This window comes from Collinsella sp. AM36-4AA (genome assembly GCF_003467795.1).
In the GTDB taxonomy this organism is placed as follows: domain Bacteria; phylum Actinomycetota; class Coriobacteriia; order Coriobacteriales; family Coriobacteriaceae; genus Collinsella.
The window spans coordinates 1-23,647 of the sequence record NZ_QSHS01000023.1; the positions used below are offsets into that span (position 1 = coordinate 1).

Consider the following 23,647-nt stretch of genomic DNA (forward strand, 5'->3'; position numbering starts at 1 on the left):
CCCCCGCCCCCAGCCCCGGAGACCCTCCCGGAGGGACCGAAAAATTTTTTCAAAAAAGTTGTTGCGCGCCGGACAGACTTCTGTGTATACTAATCCCCGCAGCGCACGCGAGCGGAAACAAACGCGAACGTCTGCCTGGGGAGTTAGCTCAGTTTGGTTAGAGCGCCGGCCTGTCACGTCGGAGGTCGCGGGTTCGAGCCCCGTACTTCCCGCCAACGCAATTAAAGCCACGTCTTCGGACGTGGCTTTTTGCGTTTCAAGACTTTAGTCTGCTGGCCGCGCAGCGGCCAGCTTTAAACCACCCGCTACGCGGGTGGAGACAAACGGCTTTACAAAGCCACCCCTCCGACCGATATTGACGATTGTTCAGGCCGTCAAGAATTCGAGTCGAAGGGGTGGTCGCCATGGCCCAGAAGGCCTACAGCCTTTCCCACACGAAGTGGATGTGCAAGTACCACATCGTGTTCACGCCGAAGTATAGGCGCAAAGTGATCTACAACCAAATCAGGAGCGACATAGGGGAGATCCTCAGGAAGCTGTGCGAGTACAAGGGGATCGAGATAATCGAGGGGCACCTGATGCCCGACCACGTGCACGTGCTGCTGGCGATCCCGCCGAAGTACAGCGTCGCGAGCGTCATGGGCTACCTGAAGGGGAAGAGCTCGCTGATGATATTCGACAGGCACGCCAACCTCAAGTACAAGTTCGGCAACAGGAAGTTCTGGGCGGAGGGCCACTGCGTGTCCACCGTCGGCCTGAACGAGGCGACGATCGCCAAGTACATCAGGGAGCAGGAGTCCCACGACATCGCGCTGGACAAGCTGAGCGTGAAGGAGTACGAGGACCCCTTCAAGAGGGGGTGATGCCGCCGGTTCGACCGGCGCGCCACGGGTCAAGATGCACTAGGCCTGGACGAAGTCCGGGCCCGCGCCTTTAGACGCGAGCCCGGGGCCCGTGGGTTATACCCTAAGAGCAAACCACCCTTTTTAAGGGTGGTTCTGATTTGATGCACTTTGTTTCGATAGAACGATCGCCCTGGCGCATCTTCGCCCAGAATCCCCGCGCCTTCGGGAACGCAAGTAAAATCTAATAAGTCTATCTGTCTGAACAACAGCTTTGTTGCGCAACACCTGTTCAACGAGACAGGGGGTTAGGTTATACTAAATTGCACTGTAGGCCGCATCTGATGCATTTCGCTCCAAGCGCGGCACTCAGTGGATATCCGATTTACCATTTGGATGTCCTGCGGTCATTTAGCGTCTCGACACAAGCTCGGCCCCGGAGCTCGTTCGAGCTGTTCGTATTCCTTGAAAGGGGAAAAATGGACATATCGAGGAAGACTGATTACGCCCTTCGTATGCTGGCGATGCTTGCCGAGGATCCGGAGCGTTTGCTTTCTGTTCGCACCGCTGCCGAAGAGGTCAATGTTCCGTATTCGTTTGCCCGCTCGATTCAGCACGGTTTGGTCCAGGCCGGTATTGTGGAGAGCCTGCGTGGCGTCCACGGTGGCATGCGTCTCAAGGTCAGTCCGGACGACGTCACCATCCGCCAGGTCGTCGAGGCCGTTCAGGGCCCTATGGTTATGAACGATTGCACCGCACCCGATGGCGACTGTGCACGCATGGGCACGTGCTGCTATCATCCCCTGTGGGCCGGAGCTCAAGCGTTGATGCGCGACTACCTCGATTCCGTTTCGCTCGGCGACATCGTCGCTCACCGCCAGTTCCCGGCCGTCGATTCCAAATTCGCCGACCGCGACGCGTTTCCCGAGTACGCCGCCTGTGCATGTGCTTGCCGGGAGGAATAGCGCCGCATAAGGAGCATAGATATGATTCAGGACCCCTTTCGTTCGATGATTCGTTCGGAAGGGGTCCTGCGTTATCGCGACCTTCCGTGGCGCCGCACGCGCGATCCGTACATCATTTGGCTTTCCGAGGTCATGCTGCAGCAAACACAGGTGCCGCGCGTGGAGACGCGCATGCCGGCGTGGCTCGATCGCTTTCCAACCGTGCAGGCGCTTGCCCAGGCCGCGCCTTCCGATGTTTTGGACGCTTGGCAGGGGATGGGCTACAACCGACGCGCTCTGGCGCTCCACAAGGCCGCTCAGCGCGTTGTAGAGGACTGGAACGGGGAGTTTCCGCACGAGACGCGTGACTTGGTTGCTTTGCCTGGTATTGGCCCGGCAACGGCGCAGGGTATCCGGTCGTTTGCGTTTGATCTTCCGGGCGTGTATCTGGAGACCAACGTGCGCACGGTCTTTCTGCATCACTTCTTTCCCGATGTACCGGCTGTTCCCGATCGCGAGCTGGTGTCGCTGGTTCAGGCGGCCTGTCCGGCGGCCCCCGGTGCGGCGACCGACGAGATCGCTCCCTTTGCCGCGCCGCTCGATGATGCCGACACGCCGCGCGCGTGGTATTACGCGTTGCTGGATTACGGCGCATATCTAAAAAAGACGTTGCCCAATCCGTCCAGGCGCTCGGCGGGCTATAGCCGTCAATCAAAGTTTGAGGGCTCACGTCGCCAAAAGCGCGCGCATATCGTGCGCATGTTGCTGGCAGCGCGCGATGGCCAACCGGCGGGGATTACGCTTGCTGATGCCGTGGTGGGCGTTAACGATATGGAAGCGGCGGCTGGGCGCGGGCCGGTCGAGCGCGACTTGATCGCGGGCATTCTAGCTGACCTGGAGCGCGAGGGCTTTTGCCGAGCCGAGGACGATCGTTGGTTGAGTGTGTAGCCCGCTCAAATCTGAAGAACGGGATTGTAAGGTTTAAATTCTCGGCTTGAGGGGCATCCTAAAGACGAGGCCGCTCGGAGCCTACGGGCGGCATGCGTTGAAGGGAAGTACACCTATGGATTTTGAGAACTCCCAAACCAAGAAGAACCTTGAGACCGCTTTTGCCGGTGAGTCCCAGGCACACACCAAGTATCGCTACTATGCCTCCAAGGCCAAGAAGGACGGCTACGTTCAGATCTCGAACATCTTTGCCGAGACGGCTGGCAACGAGTCCGAGCACGCCAAACTGTGGTTTAAGTATCTGCACGATGGCGCCGTCCCCGATACCCTGGACAATCTGCGCGATGCCGCCGCGGGTGAGAACTACGAGTGGACCACGATGTACGACGAGTTTGCCAAGACCGCCGAGGAAGAGGGCTTTGCCGAGATTGCCGCAAAGTTCCGTGGTGTCGCCGCCGTCGAGAAGGCCCACGAGGAGCGCTACAACAAGCTCGTCGAGCGCATCGAGTCGGGCGAGGTGTTTGAGCGTGAGGGCGTAAAGGTGTGGAAGTGCCTGAACTGCGGGCACCTGCACGTTGGTGCCGAGGCGCCCGAGGTGTGCCCGGTGTGCAACCACCCGAAGGCGTACTTTGAGGAGCAGGTGGTGAACTACTAGCGCGTGGCGCTGGCTGTTGCGGAGCGCAGGGCGGGGGAAACACCTTTCCCTCTCGCTCACGGCTCCGCAGGGTCGCGCGAGGCAAAGGTGTTTCCCCCGCCCTGCGCTCCGGCTTCGGGTCGTCGCGTGCTCGTTACTGAAAAGCTGATATTAAAGATTGTGTGCCGCCCCTTTTTGGGGCGGCACGTTTTGTGTGGGGTCTCGGTCTCCACAATTTTCGTCAAGCTTTTGGTTAGATTTTGGTTAGTTGGCGGGTTGGCGGAAGGGCAAAAGACCATTCGATAAAAAAGCTCAGAGAAAGTGCTGGTAGGGGAGTTGTTGAGGTTTTCGACAGCTTTTGTCAACAAGAAACTTTGCGGCTATTGCTACGGATTGCGTTGTCGCGGTCATGGCGGTGCGGGATGCTGGGCGTAAGCGTCGAATGCTCCGATTTTGGAGGCCAGCATGGATTTGTTTCTTGAGACTCCGCAGCAACAAGCTGAGCGCATGCTGCGTCAGCAGCAACGACTCATGGAGATGCAAATGCAAGGGGCGGCAGTCCAGCCCTTTGCGCAAAATGTCGTGCCCGCTGCTGTACCTGCAGCTGTGCCCGGGTGTGAATCGGCACCAGAGGCCTATTCCGTACAGCAAGATTCATATGCGCAGGAGCTCGCGTTCGACAAGCGTCGTGCGCGTCGTCGCCGCGTGGGCCAGCGCCTGCGCACCTTGGCGATGATCGTGCTCATCCCGCTGGGGCTTGCGGCCATCTTTCTGGCGTCGTATGCCCTCACGTGCATCCTCAACGGCGCATCGCCCAACGAGGTGCTCCAGCATCTAGCGGCCCTAGGCCAGCGCTTAGGTGACGTCATAACAACCATCCGCGCCGGCTGGGAGAGTTAGCGTTTGTCACATTAGGACTTCTAGGGTGTAGGGATTCTCGCCACGAGTAGGATTCTTGCATCCTGTGGGTCCTGTCGTGCGACTGAATAGTATTATTGAAGATGAATAATAATAGGATTTGCTATGTATAAGCAGGATTTAGAGCAGACTCTTTTGGATATTGACGAAGAGGCGGAGCTGGAAATAGGTCCAAGAGACGATAGGCCGAGCGTTGTATTGGTGGGAGGAAGCGCCTTCATGCTAAACGATGTGACGAATCGGTCGGTTACACATGACATTGATGTGTTTGAGGCAGACAGGTGCCTCCGCGAGATCATAGCTCGATACCCCGAGGTGAATGGCATGGTAGTGGCATATTGCAACCAGATGCCATTCAATTACGAAGATCGACTGATCCCATTGGAGATCGGGGCGCATTTTATCAGGTACTTTACGCCATCTTTGGAGGATCTGGCGGTGATGAAGCTTTATGCCTATCGTCCGAACGACATCGTCGACCTCCATAGTCGAACATTTATCGACCGACTTGATTGGGATCTGCTCGAGCGGCTTATATTCGATGAAGGAGAGGCGTTGGCCTCGTCGCCTTCAGAGCGGAGTTATCAAGAGATGGTCTGTGCATACAGGCAATACAAAAAGGAGGTGCTCGGTTGAATCTGACTTTTGAGGGATTTTTGAAAGGCTATTGCCGAGAGCTGTCCGGACAGCAGTCGCTGAGTTTTAGGAAGCTTGTAAAGCAGGCAACAACGGTTGAGCCGCGTGTGGCGGAGCCTCTGTTTTTGCTCGCTTTGGCGCAGGGTAAGGCCGAATACGTTCTGGGTTTATCCGAGGGCTCGTGGATGGAAGAGGGCTATCGAGGTGTTTTGTCTCTGTATGGCCAAGCGAGTAGCCTGGCATCTCTATGCTCCGAGGATAAGCTCCCCAATCGTTACGCCAACGTTTGGCGTGCGTATAGAGGGGTGAAAGAAAAGCCAGCGGCCGACAGAAGGGTGAACGCCCTGATGAGAAAGAGAACACTTAAAGCATTGGAGGAATCGGGTGTAACGCGCTACGGTCTCTGCCGCGATTTGAATCTGAATAAGGGAAACGTGTACGCATACTTAGCCGGTGATGACTCGAAGGTGAGCAGGAAGACAGCGCGTCGCATTATGGAATATGCGGAGGAGAGAAGCACCCAAGAAGGGGCCGGGCGCCCGGTGCGTGTGGCGGGGTAAGATTGATCGCGGTTTTGATTGATAATCGATTGGGTTTGTTGGGCGGAGTCTATGTCTGCTATTGATATTGCGCTTGTTGTGATTGCCTTGGTGGCGGTGGGAGTTGCTGCGGTCTGCGCCCTGCAGCTTAAGGGCCTTCGTGCCGAGTTGCGAGAGCGTGGCGGCAACGAAGCGGAAACGCTCGCGGCACTCGAGCAGGCCAACAGCGCGCTCGATGCCCTCAACGTCGCGCTGACAGAAACCCGCCGCACGGCAAACGCCATCGCGCAGCAGCAGACGACCGATGCGGCCGTGGAGCAGCAACGCTACCTGACCATCGCGCGAGAGTTCTCGCAGGCCGGCGACCGTATGGATGACCTGCGCCGCGAGACGGCCCAACAGCTCGGCGCCAACCGCGAGGGCATCGAGCATCGCCTGGACAAGGTGCGCGAGACGGTCGATGCCCAGCTGGGCGCCATCCGCAAAGACAACAACGTGCAGCTCGATCAGATGCGTGCGACGGTGGACGAGAAGCTCTCTCGCACGCTCAACGACCGACTGTCGGCATCGTTTAAGCAGGTGAGCGACCAGCTCGAGGCCGTGTACAAGGGTCTGGGCGATATGCAATCTATCGCCACCGGCGTGGGCGACCTTAAGCGCGTGCTGGGCAATGTGAAGGCGCGTGGCATTTTGGGCGAGGTGCAGCTGGGCGCGATCTTGGCGGACATCCTTACGCCCGACCAGTATCTGGAAAACGTGGCCACCAAGCCTGGCGCCTCAGAGCGTGTTGAGTTTGCCGTCAAGCTGCCGGTAGACGAGGGCGATCCCGTGCTGCTGCCGATCGACTCCAAATTCCCGGGCGACGCGTACGAGCATCTGCTCGACGCCCAGGAGTCGGGCGACGCGGAGGCCGTCGCCGCTGCGCGCAAGACGCTCGATGCGATGGTCAAACGCGAGGCCAAGGACATCTGCGAAAAGTACCTGAGCGTGCCCGCGACGACCAACTTTGGCATTCTGTTCGTGCCGTTTGAGGGCCTGTATGCCGAGGTCGTCAGCCGTCCCGGGCTTATCGAGACCCTGGGCCGCGACTATCACGTCAACGTTGCCGGCCCCAGCACCATGGCCGCCATCCTCAACAGCCTGCAGATGAGCTACCAGACGTTTAAGTTGCAAAAACGCACCGATGACGTGCTGCGCGTACTTTCCGCCGTCAAGGCCGAGCTGCCACGTTACCAGGCAGCACTGCGTCGCGCCCAACAGCAGATCGAGACCGCGGGCAAAACGGTCGAGGGCATCATCACCACGCGCACCAATGTTATGGAGCGCAAGCTTAAGGATATCGACGCGCTGGAAGACGTGCGGGAGGCCGACGAGATTTTGGGCTTGGAGTCCGCAGGGTTACTTGCGGGCCAGGAAGACGAGGACTAGCCGCAACGGACGGCGGCGCGCCGGCGTAAACGCGGGGCGCGGGCGCTTTTCGCATTGCACTTGCCTAAAGCGCACTTTAATGTGCAACAATGGCCTTTCGCCCTATCAGACGCGAAAGGAAGCCCATGTCTCAGAGAAGCACCAGCCCGCTCAAACGCTCAACCGTGCGCCGCACGCTGCAGCGTTTTTGGGATGTCACGCGCACGCAGCCGCTGATCGTCTTTCTCTCGGTGTTCTCGTCGGCGGGCTACATCTTTTTGCTCACGTTTGCCAACACCTACGTGATGGCCCTCATCGTCGACCGCGTTCAGGCCGGCCCCGTGGCAGGCGATCAAGTATTCGAGGTCTTTGGCCCTTACATTCTGGCGCTCGTGCTCGTTAACCTGGTGGGTCAAATCCTCTCCAAGCTGCAGGACTACACCGTCTACAAGCTCGAGATTGCGGGCAACTACCACCTGGCGCGCCTGTGCTTTGACACGCTTTCCAATCAATCCATGACATTTCACACCAGCCGCTTTGGCGGGTCGCTCGTCAGCCAGACGAGCCGTTTTATGAGCGGCTATACGGGCTTGGTCGACGTGACGGTGTATTCGCTCATCCCCACCATCACCTCGGTCATCTGCACCGTGGCCGCACTCGCTCCGGTGGTGCCCACATTTACCGTGATCCTGGTGGGCATCATGGTCGTCTACATTGCGTTTGTCTGGCTTATGTACAAGCGCATCATGCCACTTTCGGCCGCGACGTCCGCCGCGCAGAATAAGCTCTCGGGTGTGCTGTCCGACGCGGTCACGAACATCTTGGCCGTCAAGACCTGCGGGCGAGAGGACTTTGAACGCGATCTGTTCGACACCGCCGATCGTGCCGCGCGCGACGCTGAGACGGTCTCGATGCACGCCATGATGCAGCGCAACTTTACGACCTCGGGCCTTATCGTCATCACCATGGCCGTGGTGAGTGTGTTCGTGGCGGGCGGCAACGCGTGGTTTGGCATCTCGGCCGGCTCGCTCGTCATGATCTTTACCTACACGTATAACCTCACCATGCGTCTGAACTACGTGAGCTCCATGATGCAGCGCATCAACCGCGCGCTCGGTGATGCGGCCGAGATGACGCGCGTGTTGGACGAGCCGCGTCTGGTGGCAGACGACGAGAACGCCCCCGAGCTCAAGGTGCGCGAGGGCGCGATTGATTTTGAGCACCTGAGCTTTGCATACCGTGATGCCGCGGCGGGCGAGAGCGTGTTCGACGACCTGACGCTCCATGTGGCGGCGGGCCAGCGCGTGGGCCTGGTGGGCAAATCGGGCTCGGGCAAGACGACGCTCACCAAGCTGTTGCTGCGCCTGGACGACGTGCAGGGCGGCCGCGTGCTCGTGGACGGTCAGGACGTCTCGCGCTGCACGCAGCAGAGCCTGCGCCGCCAGGTTGCCTACGTGCCGCAGGAGGCGCTGCTGTTCCACCGCTCCATTCGCGAGAATATCGCCTACGGCCGCCCCGATGCCACCGACGAGCAGATCCGCGAGGCCGCACGCCTGGCCAATGCCCTGGAGTTCATTGACCGCCTGCCCCGTGGCTTCGACACCATGGTGGGCGAGCGCGGCGTCAAGCTTTCGGGCGGCCAGCGCCAGCGTGTGGCCATCGCCCGTGCCATCCTCACCGACGCACCGATTCTGGTGCTCGACGAGGCGACGTCTGCCCTCGATAGCGAGTCTGAGGCGCTGGTGCAGGAGGCGCTCGAGAACCTGATGCGCGGCCGCACCTCCATTGTGGTGGCGCATCGCCTGTCCACCGTGGCCTCGCTCGACCGCATCGTGGTGCTGGCGGATGGCGAGATCGTCGAGGATGGCACGCATGCGCAGCTCGTCGAGGCGGGCGGCGAATACGCAAGCCTGTGGAGCCGTCAGACCGGCGCATTTTTGGAGGCGTAACGACCCCATACGTGGGACAATCGTGCCCGTAGTTTTGTTGTGCCGCTGAGCCGAGGAGTCGTTATGCCACGCGAGACCAATGCCGCCAAACGCGAACGCGCCGTTGAGGTGTGCGAGCGCCTCAACCGCCGCTATGGACCGGTCGAGTGCTTTTTGGACCACGAGAATCCCTTTAGGCTGCTCATTGCGGTACTGCTCTCGGCTCAGACGACCGACGCGCAGGTCAACAAGGTGACGCCCCAACTGTTTGCCCAGTGGCCCACGCCCGAGGCCATGGCGGGGGCAAGTGTGACCGACGTGGCGGACACCATTAAGTCACTCGGCTTTTATAAGAGTAAGGCCAAGCATGCTGTGGAGGCTGCGCAGATGATTGTTGCCGACTACGGCGGCGAGGTGCCGGCCGACATGAAGGAGCTTGTAAAGCTGCCGGGCGTGGGGCGCAAGACGGCGAACATCGTACTCAACGTTGGGTTTGGCATCGTGGAAGGCATCGCGGTGGATACGCACGTCAACCGCATCGCGCACCGCCTGATGCTGAGCCCCAAGACGCATGCCAAGGAGCCGCTCAAGACCGAGCAAGATCTGCTCAAGATTTTGCCACACGAGTATTGGGAGTCGGTCAACCACCAATGGATCACCTTTGGTCGCGAGATTTGCGATGCCCGTAAGCCCAAGTGCGACGAGTGTCCGCTGGCAGATTTGTGCCCCAGCGTGCGTGTGACGGGGTAGGGCGGAACGCATCTTCGTCTGGCGTTTTTTGCGGGGCTGGGCGTACGCTTGGGCTGGAGTTCTCTCCATGCGTTACCATGACAGGCAACGAATTTGACGAACGACCCGCCGAGCTTGCCTCGGCGGGCTTTTGGCGTTGCAATGCCGGAGGAACAGCATGCTCATTCACCGTATAGCCGCGCAGCTCTACACTGCCGAGGCACTGCAGACCGTCGAGGCCGGGCTCGATTCTGGCGAGGACGTGACGCTGGCCGTGTCTCAGTCGGGCCGAACGCTTATGGCCGCCGCCCAGTTTGCGCGTCGTCCGCGCCCCACGGTCTACATCGTAAGTGGCGAGGACGCGGCCGATCGAGCCGCACGTAGTCTGGCCGCCTATGTGGGCCTGGCGCACGTGTGCCGCTTTCCCGAGCGCAAGGACTATCCTTGGCGCGAGCAGGCGCCCGACGACGCCGTGGTGGCCCAGCGCTGCGAGGCGCTCGGGCGTATCGTGCGCGGGGACAACTGCATCATGGTCGCCTCGGCCCGCGCACTGCTGCGCTGCGTGCCGCCGGTCGAGAGCCGCTACTGGGAGTCCACTACTTTTGCGGTGGGCGAGGAGATTCCCTTTGACGAGGTGCCGCAGCGACTGGTGGGCATGGGCTATACCAATGCCGGCGCCGCCGACGCGCCCGGCCTGTTCCGTGTGCACGGCGACACCGTCGAGGTGTTTCCGGCGCAGGAAAAGGCGCCCGTGCGTATTGAGTTCTTTGGCGACGAGATCGACCGCATCCGCCGCATGGTGAGTTCAACGGGCCAGACCATCGGCAACGAAGACAGCATCGAGATCTTCCCCTGTCGCGAGCTCGCGCTTACCGACGAGGCCGTCCACAACATGCATGTGGCGCTCTACCGCGCCAGCCAGGACGACAGCAAGCTGGCGGCGCTGCTCGAGATGGTGGATGCGCGCATCGTCACGCCTGAGCTCGACCGCTTTTTGCCGGTGATGTACGGCCAGACCGTGAGCCCGCTGTCGCATGTGAGCGGCAAGGCGCTCGTGGTGCTGTCCGAGCCGCGCTCGCTGTTCGACGATTGCCTGCGCGCCTACGAGGATATCGAGGCACGTGCCGGCGAGGCGGGGGTCGACCGTCTGGACGGCCTGTACGTGCGTGCCCAGCAACTCGACTTTGGCTCCCAGCAGCGCCTGAACTATGTGAGCCTCATCCGTGCCGGCGGTGCGGTGACGGCCGAGCTCAAGATTGAGCAGCCGGCCATCGCAGGCTCGGACAACCGTTTTATGACGCGCATCCAGGAGGTCGTGGGCAAGCGCTATGCCTGCGTGTTTGCCATCCCCGACCGCGGTGCGCGCGAGTCGATGGAGCTCACCTTTGGCGACGAGGGCATTACCTTTGAGGAATCGCTGACCGCGGCGCCCGAAAACGCCGGCGCTATCGGCGACCGTGTGCGCGTGGCAACGGCGGATTCTGCCGATCGCGCCGCCCGCCAGGAGGCCCATGCTGCAATTCGCGAGCGCAAGGCCGACGCGCTCAACGCTCGCTCACTCGAGGCGGGTGCCGCCCAGGCTGCCGCCGGTGCCGCCGTGCCCACCATCTCGCACGGACGCGTAACCTTTGTCGATGCCGCCCTGCCGCAGGGTGTGGTGGTGCCCGATGCCAACCTGGCCGTGTTCTCAATCGCCGACCTCAACGCCCGCATGGACGCCAACCGCGCGCGCAGCCGCCGCAAGGTGGACATTACGCAGATCACCTTCCCGTTTAAGCCGGGTGACTACGTGGTGCACGCTACCCACGGCATCGCGCTCTTTAGCGAGATCGCGCGCCAGGAAGTGGGCGGCAAGGAGCGCGATTACTTTTTGCTGGAATATGCCGACGGCGACAAGCTCTACGTGCCGTTGGAGCAGGTCGACCGCATCACACGCTATGTTGGCCCCGACGGCGACAAGCCGCGCCTGACCAGGCTCAACACCGCCGACTGGACGCGTGCCACCAACAAGGCGCGCAAGAATGCCAAAAAGCTGGCGTTTGACCTGGTCGACCTGTATACGCGCCGCTCTTCGATTACCGGTATCGCCTGTCCGCCCGATACGCCCGAACAGATCGAGATGGAGGAGAGCTTCCCCTACGACGAGACGCGCGACCAGCTGGAGGCTATCGCCGACATAAAGGCCGACATGGAGGCACCCAAGCCCATGGACCGCCTGCTGTGCGGCGACGTGGGTTTCGGCAAGACCGAGGTCGCCCTGCGCGCGGCGTTTAAGTGCGTGGACTCCGGCCGCCAAGTCATGGTGCTCTGCCCCACGACCATTCTGGCCCAGCAGCACTACGAGACGTTCTTTGAGCGCTTTGCCCCGTTTGGCCTCGAGGTCGAAGTGCTCAGCCGCTTCCGCACCCCGGCGCAGCAAAAGCGCGCGCTCAAGGCGTTTGCCGAGGGCACGATCGACGTGCTCATCGGCACGCATCGTCTGCTTTCGGCCGACGTGAACCCCAAGAACCTGGGCCTGGTGATCATCGACGAGGAGCAGCGCTTTGGCGTGCAGCACAAGGAGCAGCTCAAGAACCTGCGCGAGCAGATTGACGTGCTCACGCTTTCGGCAACGCCTATTCCGCGAACCATGCAGATGGCCACGAGCGGCGTGCGCGACATGAGCCTGATCACGACGCCGCCGACTGGGCGTCGTCCCGTGATCGTGCACGTGGGGGAGTACGACCCCGATGTGGTGAGCGCGGCGATTCGCCTGGAGGTGGGCCGCGGCGGTCAGGTGTATTACGTGTCCAACCGCGTCAAGACCATCGACGACGCCGTGGCGCGCGTGCACGAGGCCGCGCCCGAGGCGCGCGTGGGCGTGGCGCACGGCAAGATGAGCCCGCGCGAGGTCGAGGACGTGATGATCGAGTTTGCGACCAAAAAGATCGACGTGCTCATCGCCACGACCATCGTGGAGAGCGGCATCGACAACGCGACCGCCAACACGCTGATCATCGAGGATTCGCAGCGTCTGGGCCTGGCGCAGCTCTACCAGCTCAAGGGCCGTGTGGGCCGTTCTTCCACGCAGGCCTACGCGTACTTTATGTTCCCGGGCGAGCTACCACTCACCGAGGAGGCGACAGCGCGCCTGACCGCACTTTCCGAGTTCCAGGACCTGGGCAGCGGCATGCGCATCGCCATGCGCGACCTGGAGATCCGTGGTGCCGGCTCGCTTATGGGCGCCGAGCAGCACGGCAACCTGTCGAGCGTGGGCTTTGACCTGTTTACGCAGATGCTGGGCCAGGCGGTAGCCGAGGCGCGCGGCGATGACGATGCCGGCGTGGAGGCGGCAAGCGTGGGCATTAACCTGCCGGCCGACTACTTCTTGTCCGAGGAGTACCTGCCGGCGGTGGATCAGCGCGTGCTCGTGTACCGCAGGCTCGCAGCGGCCGAGGACCTGGAGAGCATCGATGAGGTGCAGGAAGAGACCGAGGCCGCGCATGGCGAGCTGCCGTTGGCAGGACTCAACCTGTTCAATCGCGCACGAATCCGCATTCGCGGCGAGCGCCTGGGGCTCGAGAGCGTCACGCTCAGCGGCGGTCGCATCACGTTTTTGGGCGTCGACGTGCCCAAGAAGGTGGCCTTTGAGCTAAAGACCCGCTATGGCGCGGTGAGCTTCCCCAAGAGCCGCAAACTGTCGGTGCCCTACAAGGCGGGCGCCGGCGCGGGCAGCGGCCTGGGTCGCGGTCTCGACGCCAACGACGGTACCGGCCCCGTGGCCGCGGCACTCATGCTGTTGCAGCAGTTGGGTGCGAGCGACGACGACTAACGGGTCGACGCTGCAAACGCCCCATTTGGGCACTCTGGTTCCATCGAAAGGAAAGCATGTTCGGATACATCTATAAGAAAGACGTCGCCATTATCGCGGTTGTCCTGTGTCTTTGTCTGGGCGTGGGCAGTTTCTTCGACTATCAGATTTCGAGCGCGCTGTTCAACATCGGCAGCATGTACGGTCGCTTTGTCGAGGCGGCCGGCGAGCTGCCGTTCGAGCTGACGGCGAGCATCGCAGGCGTTATGCTCGTGCGCTCGGCACGCCCCGATTCCAGGGGGAGCAAATGGCTCGCTGCGCTGGGCGTTTTGATCAACGTGGGTCTGGTCGGCTACGAGATTATCGGATCGCTGCGCGTCGGCGGCAAGCTCATCGCGTTTCAGCTGGTGCTGACGTTTGTGCTGGTCATTGCGGTTAACGTTATTGCCTATCGCCTTACGCGCGACACCGCGCCCGACGAGCTCACGCGCTGGGCGTTGATGGTACTTGCCGTGTGGGTCGCTCAGGCCATTATCCTCAACGTGATCGTCAAGCCGCTGTGGTCGCGCCCGCGCATGCGCGTGATCGAGGTCACGCCGGGGCTCAATTTTCAGCCGTGGTGGGTAATCGGCAATCCCGACAAGTGGACCTATATCGCCGCCGGCGTGATCAAGGACGGGTTCAAGTCGTTCGCGAGCGGGCACACCGCGCATGCGGCGATCGGCCTTATGCTCGCCGGGCTTCCCGCGGCAGCCTTTAAGGAAAAACCTTCGCGTCGCCGCGTGATCTTTTGGGCGGCGGCTGTGGTCGCGGCGCTCGTCGCCTTTGGTCGCATCGTGATCGGCGCGCACTTTTTGAGTGACGTGAGCTGCGGCTTTGCCCTGGTGCTGGCGCTTGAGTGCCTTGCCGCGCGCATTGCCTATCCGGGCGGCGTACAATAGCCCCATCTGAATCATCGGGCTCGTGCCCGGCTAGAGAGGATTATCATGCTCGCGTTCAACAATGACTATTCCCACGGCGCACATCCGGCAGTGCTGCAGGCGCTCGTCGACACCAATATGGAGCCGCAGCCCGGCTACGGTACCGATGCACACACCGAGCGTGCCAAGCAGCTTATCCGTGAGGCCTGCCAGGCTCCTGATGCCGATGTATTTTTCCTGGTGGGCGGCACACAGGCCAACGCGACGGTGATTGACATGCTGCTTGCGCCCTACGAGGGCGTTGTTGCCGCCGAGACCGGCCATGTCGCCTGCCACGAGGCGGGTGCCATCGAGTTTGGCGGCCACAAGGTGCTCACCATCCCCGGCTACGAGGGCAAGATGCATGCCGAGGATCTCGAGAACTATATCCAGGTGTTCTACGAAAACGAGAGCTACGAACACACGGTGTTTCCGGGCGCCGTGTATGTGAGCATGTCGACCGAGTACGGCACGCTGTACTCCAAGGCCGAGCTCGCGGCGATTCATGCGGTGTGCCAGAAGCGCCAGATTCCGCTGTTTGTGGATGGTGCGCGCTTGGCCTATGCGCTGGCGGCCGATGGGTGCGACATTACCCTGCCCGAGCTGGCGCAGCTGTGCGACGTGTTCTACATCGGTGGCACCAAGTGCGGCGCTCTGTGCGGCGAGGCCGTGGTGTTTTGCGGCATGCACGCTCCGGCGCATCCCATTCCGCGTATTAAGCAGCATGGCGCACTGCTCGCCAAAGGCCGCCTGACGGGTGTGCAGTTTGAGGCGCTCTTTACCGACGGCCTGTATTTTGAGATCGGTCGCCAGGCGATCGAGACCGCGCAGGCGCTGCGTCGTGTGTTGCACGGGCGCGGTTACCAGTTCTTCTTGGAGACGCCCACCAACCAGCAGTTTGTGATTTTGCCCAACGAGGACATGGCCCGCATTCGCGAGCATGCCTCGATCGAGTATTGGGAAAAGTACGACGAGACCCACACGGTGGTGCGCTTTTGCACCAGCTGGGCCACGACGCAGGAGGACATCGACGCGTTGGCGGCTGTCCTGTAGCCTGATGTAATGACGAGGGGCCGCCTTGCGCTGGGTTTGGCGCAAGGCGGCCTTTGTTTTTGAGGGAGAAGGGTTGTATGACCGAGATGTCCAAGCCGACGATTCGCCTGGCGACGCCCGATGATGCGCCGGCGTTGCTTGCCATTTACGAGCCGTATGTGCGCGAGACGGCGATAACCTGCGAATACGAGGTGCCGAGCGTTGAGGAGTTCGCCGGGCGCATCGAGCGCACGCTCAAGCGCTATCCGTACCTGGTGATGGAGCTGGACGGGCGTCCGGTAGGCTATGCCTATGTGAGTCCGCTTAACAGCCGCGAGGCCTACGACTGGTCGGTCGAGACGTCGATCTACCTGGCGCGCGACGTGCGCCACGGCGGGCTGGGCCGCAAGCTGCACGATGCGCTCAAGCAATGCCTGGTCGCGATGGGCATCACCAACATGTGCGCGCTCATTGCCGTGCCGCACGATAAGGACGACGAGTACCTGACGCACAACAGCCAGGATTTCCATGCCCATATGGGGTATCGCCTGGTGGGTGCCTTCGACCGTTGCGCTCAAAAGTTCGGTCGCTGGTACGACATGTGTTGGATGGAGCTGGTCCTAGCCGAGCGCACGCCCAACCAACCCAAACCAACCTGGTTTCCCGCACTTGTCGTCCAAGGTTTCAAACCTACCATATAGGGACAGGTTTTTGGCTGTCTTGCGGTATCAAATCGCCGCAAGAAGTGCAGCGTTCGTACGCTATTTTGACCTGAATCGTCCCTTCGGGACGCCTTGCGAGCTAAGTGAGTAGACTTTTTGGCGCAAAGCGAGCACAAAGCGTATCTGTTTTAGTAAAACCGCAGGTCACGGAGGCGGCTGTTTTGGGTGTGCTCGGCAGGTCGCGAAAAGTCTACTCACTTAGGTTTACGGTGCTGGATATTCTGAGCAGGAACAGTTGAGCTTGGACGGCGCGTATTGCCAGGCGATGCCGGCACTTGCGCCATGCTGGCTTGAGATTTAATAAAAACCGCAGGTAAAACGTTTATTAGGTACATTTTGCCTCGTTTGGTGCGCTAGCCGATGGGCTCGGTGTATTTGGCGCGGTCGGTGCGTTGGATACGCTTGGAGACATGGAGCGGGCGGCCGTCGGTGTCGTAGACGTAGTCGGTGATCAAGATCAACGCCTGCCCACGCTCAACGTTGAGCAAAAACGCCTCGTTTTGTGAGGCATAGCACACCTCAAAGGTCTTATGTCCCTGTGCCGGCGCGCGATGGAATTCTTGGCGCAGCGTGGCGTAGAGCGAACCGTTGATATCGCGATCGATGAGTGCCTCAAAGCTCGGCGGTAGATAGGTGGTTTCCAGGCACAGTGGCGCATCGTCCAGATAACGCAGGCGGACAAGTTTGACGAGCTTGCTGCCCACGGCGGCATCGAAGAACTTGGCCACGTTGCCCGTTGCCTTGGCAAAGCCCGAGTCCACCGTGCGCGTGGTGGGCTTCATGCCCTGGCCCTGGACCTGTGCCGTGTAGCTCGAAAACACCAGGTTGTTCTCGTGGAGCGCTGGCGTTTCGGCCACAAAGGCGCCGCGCCCGCGCTCGGTACGAATCAGGCCCTCGTCAACTAACACCTTAAGCGCGTGGCGCACGGTGCTGCGCGAAAGCCCCGATTCGTCCATGAGTTCCATCTCGGACGGCAGCTTGTCTCCGCGTGCGTAGATGCCGGCGGCGATGCGGTCACGCAGCGTACCCGCCAGACGCTCGTATTGGGCCAAGTTCTTTTTCGACGAAGTGCTCATGCGAACAATCTGTATCTAACCTGTATGCTTACTGAACCAAGCATGTATCCAACATGACAACAAAACCGCTGATAATGGATTGCCGAAAACTTTACCAGCAAAATATCTAAGACAAATATAGCATACAACTAGTCGACATAACCAAAACATGTATGTAACTTGTATGCCATCAAGAGCATCAAACGAGAAGAAAGGCTGATGCACGATGACTACTCAGGAACAGGTTAAGGACGTCGTCTCTCAGGTTTTGGCTGACAAGGCAGACAAGGGCGGCATCAAGCGCGTCGTGTGGATTGGCGCCGGCGGATCCAACGGCGGCAACTATCCTGCCCAGTACTTTATGGAGCACGAGGCCACGCAGGTCGTGAGCTCCAGCTACACCAGCAACGAGTTCGTGCACGCCACCCCGGCCTACGTCAACGAGAACACCCTGGCCGTCGTCGTGTCCATGCGCGGCACCAAGGAGACCATCGTCGCCGCCCAGGTCGCCAAGGACCACGGCGCCAGCACCATCGCCATCTATGTTGACGAGTCTGGCCTCACCGAAGTCTGCGACTACAAGATCCAGTACGACAGCCTTGCCATCGACGAGTCCTGCATGGGCCGCACCAACTCCGCCGTCGTGACCATGATCGCCATGGAGCTCACGCAGCAGATCGAGGGCTATGCCGAGTACGAGACCGCTATGGCCGCCTTCGACCTGGTCGATCCCATCTATCGCAAGGCCGTCGAGTACACCCGTCCGCTCGCAGCCAAGTGGGCCGAGCAGAACGCCGACAAGCCCTGCATCAACGTTATGGCTCAGGGCCCGCTCTTTGGTGCCGCCTACGTCTTTAGCATCTGCAACGTGCAGGAGATGCTGCAGATCGACTCCTGCACCATCAACACCTGCGACTTCTTCCACGGCCCCTTCGAGATCCTGGACAAGCGCACCTCGCTGTTCCAGCTCATCAGCGTCGGCCGCAGCCGCTGCAACGACGAGCGCGGCATCCGTTTCGTCAACCAGTACGGTGGCGATCGCGTCTATCAGCTCGACGCCAAGGAGCTTGGCCTCAACGACATCAAGGACAGCGTGAGCGAATACTTCAACCACCTGATCTTTGCCCCGATCCTCAACAACGTCTACATGCGTGCGCTCTCCGCCGTCACCCACAAGGATTACATGACGCGCCGTTACATGTGGAAGCTGGATTACTAAGGGATAGAGCGGCCTAACAGCCCAATACCCCTCATGAGTTGCGGTGGAATAGTTCCTGTTTGGGAGCGTGAAGCCTCTGTTTGAGAACTATTTCACCGCAACTGCTAGAGCGGCACTTGGGGACGTTCCCTTTCTGCCGGCACCTGCGACACTCCTTGTTTCAAGAGATTTCCCGTTCGCCGATTTGTGTCTTGAAAAATGTATATAACGACTATAACGTAGTATGAAACATATTGGAAACAATACCGAGGAGGCTGCGTTGAAGAGGAGCAATCTGGGCTATGTGCTGGTGCTGATCGCCGCGCTTATGTGGGGCAGCATCGGAATCTTTGTAAACGGCATCTCGGCCATGGGCGTTACGTCTCAGAGCATGGCGGCCTTTCGCCTGTTGTCGGGTGCCGTCTTAATGGCTCCGGTCTTGGCATTCATGGGTTGCCAGGGAGGTGCTCGTGAGGGAAAGGCATCGGGTCCCCTGGCACTGTTCAAGGCAAGTCCTAAAGAGCTTGTTCCTTGTGCGCTTCTTGGCATTATCGGCCTCGCCACCGCTAACACGCTTTATTACGAGTGCATGGGCGAGGTGGGCATGTCCACGGCCTCGGTGCTGCTCTACACCTCGCCGGTGTTTGGCGTCATGCTCGGCCGCGTACTTTATCGCGAGGATGTGACTCCCAACAAGCTCGTTGCCATCGCTTTTAACATCGGTGGCTGTGTACTTGCAGTGACCGATGGCGACCTTTCCGGTTTTCATTTTTCGGTTTGGGGCGTCACGTCGGGCGTGATTGCGGGCTTTTGTGGCGCGTCGCTCGCGGTGTTTAGCCGGATCGCAACCAAGACGGTCCACCCGCTGGCTGTCACGTTTTGGGGCCTTGTTTTTGGCGGTGCGGTTATGGCGGCTATCGCGGCTCCGTGGCCAGATGTCGCCGCGGCAATGTCGCCACAGCTGCTGCTGCTGTTCCTTGGCTTTGGACTCATCCCCACAGCCGTGGCCTATGTCTTATATATGCAGGGTCTGTCCATGGGGCTCGAGACGTCGAAAGTTCCCGTCGTAATGTCATTCGAGACAGTCGTCACCGTACTGCTGGGCATTGGTGTCTACGCCGAGCCCGCCGGCGCGATCAAAGTTCTGGGCATCGTTTTGGTGCTCGCGTCCATCGTGATTATGAACACCGACTTTTCCAAGCTGCGCAACAGTGTGTTTGTCGGTCATGTCGTTGAGAGCATGACCTTTAAGCCCAACGCGTGGTGGACGGAGAAATCGCAGGACATGGATCTCTTCCGCGAGCGCACCGGCATCGCGCTGGAGCCCACCGTGCAGGAAAGCCCCTGGTACTTCGTGCGATAGGGGATTGCGCACAGGGTCCGACTTGGGGTTATCCCGCCAGTGCCGGCCTGCCCAGCCCCAACGTTTCAAGTACGTTAAACCCGTCAACGGTCGATTTTCACCCGCGAACGGTTTTTATACTAATTAGCAATATCCGCAACGTATAAGACGTTATAATGACCATAACGAAAAGGAGGAGGCAAGATGAATCAGATCATTCTCGCATCTCATGGCGGCCTGGCCGCAGGCGCCAAAGACACGCTCGAGATGGTTCTCGGCGACGTGTCGAACGTCCACGTCGTGTCGCTTGCTCGTGACGACAAGGAGCCCATCACCAACAAGGTGGACGCCATGATCGCCACGTTCAACGCGGACGACACCGTCTATGTGCTGACCGATATGCTCGGCAGCTCGGTCAACAACAGCATGGTCGAGCTTTCCCGCAACGGTGCGGCATTCACGGTGATCAGCGGTTTCAACATTCCGCTGGCACTGACGCTCGCTATGAGCCCCGCCCCCGTCAAGGGTGCCGAGCTCGCGGCCCTCATCAACGAGGCCCGCACCGGTCTGACCAACCCCAACGCACCGGTCGAGGCTGCCGCGGCTCCCGCCAAGAAGGCTAAGGCGCCCCGTCACAGCTCCGGTCCCGCCAAGATCGTCCTCGCACGTCTTGACTACCGTCTGCTGCACGGTCAGGTCGTCTTTACCTGGACCACCAAGGTTCAGGCCGAGCGCATCATCGTCGTCGACAACGCTGCCGCCAACGATGACATCAAGAAGGGCGCTCTTAAGCTGGCCAAGCCCCAGGGCGTGCGCCTGAACGTCTTCACCGTCGAGCGTGCCCTCGCCAAGATGGACAAGCTTAACACCCTCGGTGAGCGCGTCATGTTCGTCTTTGGCAACACGGCCGAGATGCTGCAGTTCTGTCAGGGCTACAAGCTCGACGCCATCAACCTGGGCGCCACCGCCAACCACGACGGTGCCGATCAGGTCGGCGGCAAGGACAGCTCCGTCTTCTTCGACGCCACCCAGAAGGCCGACGTCAACCAGCTGCTCGACATGGGCATCAAGCTCTACGTCCAGCAGACCCCCACGTATCAGAGCGTCGACATCGACGCCAAGCTGTAATCAACCAGGCATTTGCCTGACTGAAAGGAGAAGGGTATGAATACGTTCATCAGTGCGGTGCTCGTCGGCCTCGTCGGCGTGTTCTGCATGTGGGACTCCCGCCTGCTCGGTCGTCTTAACTTCGAGCAGCCCCTCGTTGGCGCTACGCTCGTCGGTCTGCTGCTGGGCGATGTGCCCACCGGCCTTGCCGTCGGTGCCGCCGTCGAACTCGTGTCCATGGGCCTGGTGCAGGTCGGTGCCGCCGTTCCGCCCGATATGGTCCTGGGCGGCATCGTGGCCGCTGCCTTCGCGTGCCTGACCGATGCTTCCGCCGAGACCGCCATGACGATCGCCATCCCGGTCGCCGTCCTGGGTCAGCTCCTCGGCATCGTGTTCCGTTCCATCATCGCCGCCCTCACCCATGTGGCAGATAGCGCGATCGATAACGGAAAGTTCAAGACCGCCTACCGTATGCACATCTGCGCTGGCTCCGGTCTGTACGCCGTCATGTACTTCCTGCCGATCTTCCTGGCCGTCTTTGTCGGTACCGACCTGGTCCAGGCCATCGTCAACATGGTTCCCGAGTGGCTGTCCACTGGTCTGAACGTTTCGACCAAGATCATGACCGCCTACGGCTTGGCCCTGCTGCTCACCATGATGATCAAGAAGGGTATGACTCCGTTCCTGTTCATCGGTTTCCTGCTCGCCGCCTACCTCAACCTGTCCGTCATCGCGGTCGCTCTGATCGGTGTGTGCCTGGCTATCGTCTTCATGGGCTTCAAGTTCAATGGCTCCCATGCAACCGCCGGTGTCGATTCCGACTACGATCCGCTCGAAGACGACGAAGACTAAGGAGGAACACACTATGGCAACCGCAACCAAGGACGTGTCCCTGAACAAGAAGGTCAGCCAGTTCTTCTGGCGCTCCTGGGCCATCCAGGCCTCTTGGAACTACGAGCGTCAGATGAACATGGGCTTCCTCTACGGCATGGTTCCTACGCTCGACCGCCTCTATCCGGACGAGTCCGACCCCAAGCAGCTCGCTGCTAAGAAAGAGGCTTACCACCGTCACATGGCGTTCTACAACTGCACCCCGCAGACGAGCGCTTTTGTCCTAGGTCTCGCCGCCTCCATGGAGGAGGAGTACGCCAAGGATCCCGAGAACTTCGATCCCGATTCGATCAACGCGGTCAAGACCTCCCTCATGGGTCCGCTTTCCGGCATCGGTGACTCCCTCTTCCAGGGCACCATCCGCGTTATCGCCTTTGGCCTGGGCGTTCAGCTGGCTCAGCAGGGCTCCATCATGGGCCCGATCCTGGCCATGCTCATCTCCATCGTCCCCTCTGTGCTGATCACTTGGTTCGCAGCCAAGATGGGCTATCAGGGCGGCCACGAGTACCTGAGCAAGCTTCAGGGCGGCGACCTCATGGAAAAGCTCATGTATGTCTGCGGCATCGTAGGTCTTATGTCCGTGGGCGGCATGATCGCTACGCTGATCGGCGCCACCACCCCGCTGCAGTTCGCTGAGGGCACCGTCGTTATCCAGGACATCCTGGACGGTATGATGCCCCAGATGATCTCCCTTGGCCTCACTGGCCTTATGTACTGGCTCATCAAGAAGAACGTCAACACCGGTTGGCTTCTCGTGATCGCCATCGTGGGCGGCATCGCCCTCTCCGCGGCCGGCATCCTGGCCTAGTCGCGACCAAGCGCCTAACCGCTTTCCCCCGGGGGCCTGCCTGGCATCCCATACCCCAGGCAGGCTTCCATCCCTAGATGTGTCAAAGGGACAGTTCCTTTGACACATCCTCAACGGGCCGGCGACTCGGTCCAAACCACGGTAACCCTGCGAGCGCCCGGCAATGTGGCGCCGCAAAAAATCGAAAGGAATGTGTCAGATGTACGAGATCGACCTTAACCTCCCTAAGCAGATCGTCGCTGACGTCCTGTCCAACCACGAGATCCACAGCGTCGCCTTCGTCGGCTGCGGTGCTTCCATGTCCGACCTTTACCCTGCCAAGTACTTCCTGGCCAACAACACGGACAAGCTGAACGTTCAGATTTTCACCGCTAACGAGTTCAACTACGACACGCCTTCCTGGGTCAACGAGCACACCTTCGTGATCACCTGCTCCCTCGGTGGCTCCACGCCCGAGACCGTCGAGGCCAACAAGACCGCCAAGAAGCACAACTGCCCGGTCGTCTCCCTCACCAACAAGGCCGGCTCCGCTCTGACCGTCGACGCCGACCACGTCATCGTTCACGGCTTCCATGCCAACTACGCTGCCAAGTGCGAGAAGCCTGGCTACGCCATCGCTCTTGCTCTCGAGATCCTTCAGCAGACCGAGGGCTATGACCACTACGAGGACATGATCACCGGCCTCACCAACGTCTTCGAGCTCTGCGAGAACGCCGCTCAGTCCGCCAAGGGCCTCGCCAAGCAGTTCGCCCAGGACTTCAAGGACGACAAGATGATCTACTTCATGGCCTCTGGTGCCTCCGAGAAGATGGCTTATTCTCACGCCGCCTTCCTGTTCACCGAGATGCAGTGGATCGATGCCGCCGCCTACAACACCGGCGAGTACTTCCACGGCCCGTTCGAGGTTTCCACCGAGGGTAAGCCCTACGTCTTCTTCATGTCCGACGGTGCCACCCGTCCGATGGACGCTCGCGCCCTCACCTTCCTTAAGCGCATGGGCGCCAAGGTCGCTCTGATCGACTCCAAGGACTACGGTCTGGCCGACGCCGTGCCGGCAAGCGTCGTCACCTACTTCAACCCGCTGCTGCACCTCGCCGTTATGCGCGAGTACGGCAACCAGATCGCCGAGGCCCGTCAGCACCCGCTGACCATGCGTCGCTACATGTGGAAGCTTTCCTACTAATCACAAGTAAGTAGACCTTACGGGTTGATTGAGAG

At 60.4% G+C, this 23,647-nt stretch carries 21 protein-coding genes and 1 tRNA gene; 21 read left to right on the forward strand and 1 reads right to left on the reverse strand.

Annotated features, from left to right (window positions below; translation table 11 throughout):
- The first annotated feature begins 137 nt into the window (after positions 1 to 137).
- The 15 genes from DW850_RS07615 to DW850_RS07685 all read left to right on the forward strand — a co-directional run bounded on the left by DW850_RS07615 (position 138) and on the right by DW850_RS07685 (position 16,007).
- Positions 138 to 215: transfer RNA gene (locus DW850_RS07615), tRNA-Asp, on the forward strand.
- A gap of 189 nt (positions 216 to 404) precedes the next feature.
- Complete coding sequence (gene tnpA, locus DW850_RS07620) at positions 405 to 863, forward strand: IS200/IS605 family transposase (RefSeq protein ID WP_117786741.1); 459 nt, start codon at positions 405 to 407, stop codon at positions 861 to 863.
- 458 nt (positions 864 to 1,321) lie between these two features.
- Positions 1,322 to 1,807, forward strand: a complete 486-nt coding sequence (locus DW850_RS07625; protein ID WP_117786742.1) for an Rrf2 family transcriptional regulator — start codon at positions 1,322 to 1,324, stop codon at positions 1,805 to 1,807.
- 21 nt (positions 1,808 to 1,828) lie between these two features.
- On the forward strand, positions 1,829 to 2,734 hold the full coding sequence (locus DW850_RS07630) for an adenine glycosylase (RefSeq protein ID WP_117786743.1): 906 nt from the start codon (positions 1,829 to 1,831) through the stop codon (positions 2,732 to 2,734).
- 115 nt (positions 2,735 to 2,849) lie between these two features.
- Positions 2,850 to 3,389, forward strand: a complete 540-nt coding sequence (gene rbr, locus DW850_RS07635; protein ID WP_055252097.1) for a rubrerythrin — start codon at positions 2,850 to 2,852, stop codon at positions 3,387 to 3,389.
- A gap of 444 nt (positions 3,390 to 3,833) precedes the next feature.
- Entirely contained in the window at positions 3,834 to 4,268 is a 435-nt protein-coding gene (locus tag DW850_RS07640) for a hypothetical protein (protein WP_117564953.1), read from the forward strand.
- Positions 4,269 to 4,391: 123 nt separating this feature from the next.
- Positions 4,392 to 4,922: a DUF6036 family nucleotidyltransferase gene (locus tag DW850_RS07645; protein ID WP_117736879.1), complete on the forward strand. Its 531-nt coding sequence runs from the start codon at positions 4,392 to 4,394 to the stop codon at positions 4,920 to 4,922.
- Entirely contained in the window at positions 4,919 to 5,482 is a 564-nt protein-coding gene (locus DW850_RS07650) for a transcriptional regulator (RefSeq protein ID WP_117629046.1), read from the forward strand. Before DW850_RS07645 ends, DW850_RS07650 begins: the two co-directional genes overlap by 4 nt.
- 51 nt (positions 5,483 to 5,533) lie before the next feature.
- On the forward strand, positions 5,534 to 6,889 hold the full coding sequence (locus DW850_RS07655; protein ID WP_117786744.1) for a DNA recombination protein RmuC: 1,356 nt from the start codon (positions 5,534 to 5,536) through the stop codon (positions 6,887 to 6,889).
- Between the two features lie 125 nt (positions 6,890 to 7,014).
- Entirely contained in the window at positions 7,015 to 8,817 is a 1,803-nt protein-coding gene (locus tag DW850_RS07660; protein ID WP_089573233.1) for an ABC transporter ATP-binding protein, read from the forward strand.
- Positions 8,818 to 8,880: 63 nt separating this feature from the next.
- The gene (gene nth, locus DW850_RS07665; RefSeq protein ID WP_089573232.1) at positions 8,881 to 9,546 is read left to right on the forward strand and encodes an endonuclease III; all 666 of its coding nucleotides are present in this window, start codon (positions 8,881 to 8,883) and stop codon (positions 9,544 to 9,546) included.
- 157 nt (positions 9,547 to 9,703) lie between these two features.
- The gene (gene mfd / locus DW850_RS07670; RefSeq protein WP_117786745.1) at positions 9,704 to 13,336 is read left to right on the forward strand and encodes a transcription-repair coupling factor; all 3,633 of its coding nucleotides are present in this window, start codon (positions 9,704 to 9,706) and stop codon (positions 13,334 to 13,336) included.
- Positions 13,337 to 13,392: 56 nt separating this feature from the next.
- Positions 13,393 to 14,256, forward strand: a complete 864-nt coding sequence (locus DW850_RS07675) for a phosphatase PAP2 family protein (RefSeq protein WP_117637437.1) — start codon at positions 13,393 to 13,395, stop codon at positions 14,254 to 14,256.
- A gap of 45 nt (positions 14,257 to 14,301) precedes the next feature.
- A complete protein-coding gene (locus DW850_RS07680; protein ID WP_117786746.1) occupies positions 14,302 to 15,327 on the forward strand; it encodes a low specificity L-threonine aldolase in 1,026 nt (341 codons plus the stop codon).
- Between the two features lie 77 nt (positions 15,328 to 15,404).
- Positions 15,405 to 16,007, forward strand: a complete 603-nt coding sequence (locus tag DW850_RS07685) for a GNAT family N-acetyltransferase (protein WP_117786747.1) — start codon at positions 15,405 to 15,407, stop codon at positions 16,005 to 16,007.
- Between the two features lie 374 nt (positions 16,008 to 16,381).
- Here the strand turns inward: DW850_RS07685 and DW850_RS07690 are convergent, their stop codons facing one another.
- Positions 16,382 to 17,104, reverse strand: a complete 723-nt coding sequence (locus DW850_RS07690) for a GntR family transcriptional regulator (protein WP_117757527.1) — start codon at positions 17,102 to 17,104, stop codon at positions 16,382 to 16,384.
- 205 nt (positions 17,105 to 17,309) lie between these two features.
- On the opposite strand from DW850_RS07690, the gene DW850_RS07695 reads away from it, so the two are divergent.
- The 6 genes from DW850_RS07695 to DW850_RS07720 all read left to right on the forward strand — a co-directional run bounded on the left by DW850_RS07695 (position 17,310) and on the right by DW850_RS07720 (position 23,612).
- A complete protein-coding gene (locus DW850_RS07695) occupies positions 17,310 to 18,302 on the forward strand; it encodes an SIS domain-containing protein (protein WP_117757528.1) in 993 nt (330 codons plus the stop codon).
- Between the two features lie 259 nt (positions 18,303 to 18,561).
- Positions 18,562 to 19,644, forward strand: a complete 1,083-nt coding sequence (locus DW850_RS07700; protein WP_158558607.1) for a DMT family transporter — start codon at positions 18,562 to 18,564, stop codon at positions 19,642 to 19,644.
- Between the two features lie 183 nt (positions 19,645 to 19,827).
- Positions 19,828 to 20,751 carry a PTS mannose/fructose/sorbose transporter subunit IIAB gene (locus DW850_RS07705; RefSeq protein ID WP_117786748.1) on the forward strand — a complete coding sequence of 308 codons (924 nt, stop codon included), beginning with the start codon at positions 19,828 to 19,830 and terminating at the stop codon, positions 20,749 to 20,751.
- Positions 20,752 to 20,787: 36 nt separating this feature from the next.
- The gene (locus DW850_RS07710; RefSeq protein WP_117786749.1) at positions 20,788 to 21,582 is read left to right on the forward strand and encodes a PTS sugar transporter subunit IIC; all 795 of its coding nucleotides are present in this window, start codon (positions 20,788 to 20,790) and stop codon (positions 21,580 to 21,582) included.
- A gap of 13 nt (positions 21,583 to 21,595) precedes the next feature.
- A complete protein-coding gene (locus DW850_RS07715; protein ID WP_117765550.1) occupies positions 21,596 to 22,429 on the forward strand; it encodes a PTS system mannose/fructose/sorbose family transporter subunit IID in 834 nt (277 codons plus the stop codon).
- A 199-nt stretch (positions 22,430 to 22,628) separates the two neighbouring features.
- A complete protein-coding gene (locus DW850_RS07720) occupies positions 22,629 to 23,612 on the forward strand; it encodes an SIS domain-containing protein (RefSeq protein WP_233503150.1) in 984 nt (327 codons plus the stop codon).
- The last annotated feature ends 35 nt before the right edge of the window (positions 23,613 to 23,647 follow it).

Coding starts and splice junctions, on each gene's coding strand:
- tnpA (WP_117786741.1), top strand. CDS start 405: ATGGCCCAGAAGGCCTACAGCCTTTCCCACACGAAGTGGATGTGCAAG.
- DW850_RS07625 (WP_117786742.1), top strand. CDS start 1,322: ATGGACATATCGAGGAAGACTGATTACGCCCTTCGTATGCTGGCGATG.
- DW850_RS07630 (WP_117786743.1), top strand. CDS start 1,829: ATGATTCAGGACCCCTTTCGTTCGATGATTCGTTCGGAAGGGGTCCTG.
- rbr (WP_055252097.1), top strand. CDS start 2,850: ATGGATTTTGAGAACTCCCAAACCAAGAAGAACCTTGAGACCGCTTTT.
- DW850_RS07640 (WP_117564953.1), top strand. CDS start 3,834: ATGGATTTGTTTCTTGAGACTCCGCAGCAACAAGCTGAGCGCATGCTG.
- DW850_RS07645 (WP_117736879.1), top strand. CDS start 4,392: ATGTATAAGCAGGATTTAGAGCAGACTCTTTTGGATATTGACGAAGAG.
- DW850_RS07655 (WP_117786744.1), top strand. CDS start 5,534: ATGTCTGCTATTGATATTGCGCTTGTTGTGATTGCCTTGGTGGCGGTG.
- DW850_RS07660 (WP_089573233.1), top strand. CDS start 7,015: ATGTCTCAGAGAAGCACCAGCCCGCTCAAACGCTCAACCGTGCGCCGC.
- nth (WP_089573232.1), top strand. CDS start 8,881: ATGCCACGCGAGACCAATGCCGCCAAACGCGAACGCGCCGTTGAGGTG.
- mfd (WP_117786745.1), top strand. CDS start 9,704: ATGCTCATTCACCGTATAGCCGCGCAGCTCTACACTGCCGAGGCACTG.
- DW850_RS07675 (WP_117637437.1), top strand. CDS start 13,393: ATGTTCGGATACATCTATAAGAAAGACGTCGCCATTATCGCGGTTGTC.
- DW850_RS07680 (WP_117786746.1), top strand. CDS start 14,302: ATGCTCGCGTTCAACAATGACTATTCCCACGGCGCACATCCGGCAGTG.
- DW850_RS07685 (WP_117786747.1), top strand. CDS start 15,405: ATGACCGAGATGTCCAAGCCGACGATTCGCCTGGCGACGCCCGATGAT.
- DW850_RS07690 (WP_117757527.1), bottom strand. CDS start 17,104: ATGAGCACTTCGTCGAAAAAGAACTTGGCCCAATACGAGCGTCTGGCG.
- DW850_RS07695 (WP_117757528.1), top strand. CDS start 17,310: ATGACTACTCAGGAACAGGTTAAGGACGTCGTCTCTCAGGTTTTGGCT.
- DW850_RS07705 (WP_117786748.1), top strand. CDS start 19,828: ATGAATCAGATCATTCTCGCATCTCATGGCGGCCTGGCCGCAGGCGCC.
- DW850_RS07710 (WP_117786749.1), top strand. CDS start 20,788: ATGAATACGTTCATCAGTGCGGTGCTCGTCGGCCTCGTCGGCGTGTTC.
- DW850_RS07715 (WP_117765550.1), top strand. CDS start 21,596: ATGGCAACCGCAACCAAGGACGTGTCCCTGAACAAGAAGGTCAGCCAG.
- DW850_RS07720 (WP_233503150.1), top strand. CDS start 22,629: ATGTACGAGATCGACCTTAACCTCCCTAAGCAGATCGTCGCTGACGTC.